Here is a 1,043-nt window from a genome sequence, read left to right as displayed (position 1 = left end):
GATGTCCGTTTTGCCTAGAAAACGGACATCGGAAGGGGCGGTTCATTGTCTGCGGGCGGCGGTAAGAAGGCCATCCTGGCGGCGCTGAGCGCGAATGCCGGCATCGCGGCGGCCAAATTCGTCGGCGCGGCCATCACCGGCTCCGCGTCCATGCTCGCCGAGGCCGTGCACTCGGTGGCCGACACCTCCAACCAGGGCCTGCTGCTGCTCGGTCAGCGCCGCGCCGCGCAGGAGGCCGACGAGCTGCACCCGTTCGGCTACGGCCGCAACCGCTACTTCTATTCGTTCGTGGTCGCGCTGGTCATCTTCGCGCTCGGCTCGGTGTACGCCATCTACGAGGGCATCCACAAGATCGAGCATCCCGAGGAACTGACCAACCCGATCGTCGCGATCATCATCCTCGGCCTGGCCATCGGACTCGAGGGCTTCAGCTTCATCACCGCCATGCGGGAATCCAAGCCGCTCAAGGGCAATGCCAGCTGGTGGCGGTTCATCCGCAACTCGCGCAACCCGGAACTGCCGGTGGTGCTGCTGGAGGACTCGGGCGCGCTCATCGGCCTGGTCCTCGCCTTCGCCGCGATCAGCCTGACCATGATCACCGGCGACCCGGTCTGGGACGGCGTCGGCACCCTGTCGATCGGCATCCTGCTGGGCGTCATCGCCGTCATCCTGATCGTCGAGATGCAGAGCCTGCTCATCGGCGAGGGCGCGACCCCGGAGGAGGACGCGGCCATCCGCGCCGCCCTGGTCGACGACCGCTGCATCGACAAGGTCATCCACCTGCGCACCCAGTACCTGGGCCCGGAGGAGATGCTGGTGGCCGCGAAGGTCGCCATCGTGCCCGGCCTGGAGATCGCCCAGATCGCCGCGGCCATCGACGAGGCCGAGGCGCGGGTGCGCGCCGAGGTCCCGGCCGCCCGGGTCATCTACCTGGAACCCGACCTGTACCGGGCCCAGCCGGTCGAGAAATAGTCAGCGATCGGCGAGGCGGACCACGAACCGCAGGCCCGACCAGGTGCCGTCGATGGCGGCGACCTTGTTGT

The 1,043-nt window shown here is 68.0% G+C and carries 1 protein-coding gene; it reads left to right on the top strand.

What is annotated here, in order from left to right; all coding sequences use genetic code 11:
* Positions 1-45: 45 nt before the first annotated feature.
* The gene (locus ACIRS4_RS39085) at positions 46-972 is read left to right on the top strand and encodes a cation diffusion facilitator family transporter (protein ID WP_404205171.1); all 927 of its coding nucleotides are present in this window, start codon (positions 46-48) and stop codon (positions 970-972) included.
* The last annotated feature ends 71 nt before the right edge of the window (positions 973-1,043 follow it).

Source organism: Streptomyces sp. NPDC101166 (genome assembly GCF_044768125.1).
GTDB lineage: Bacteria > Actinomycetota > Actinomycetes > Streptomycetales > Streptomycetaceae > Streptomyces.
Note: the sequence above shows the minus strand (reverse complement) of the source record. Positions and strands in the feature narration are given on the sequence as shown.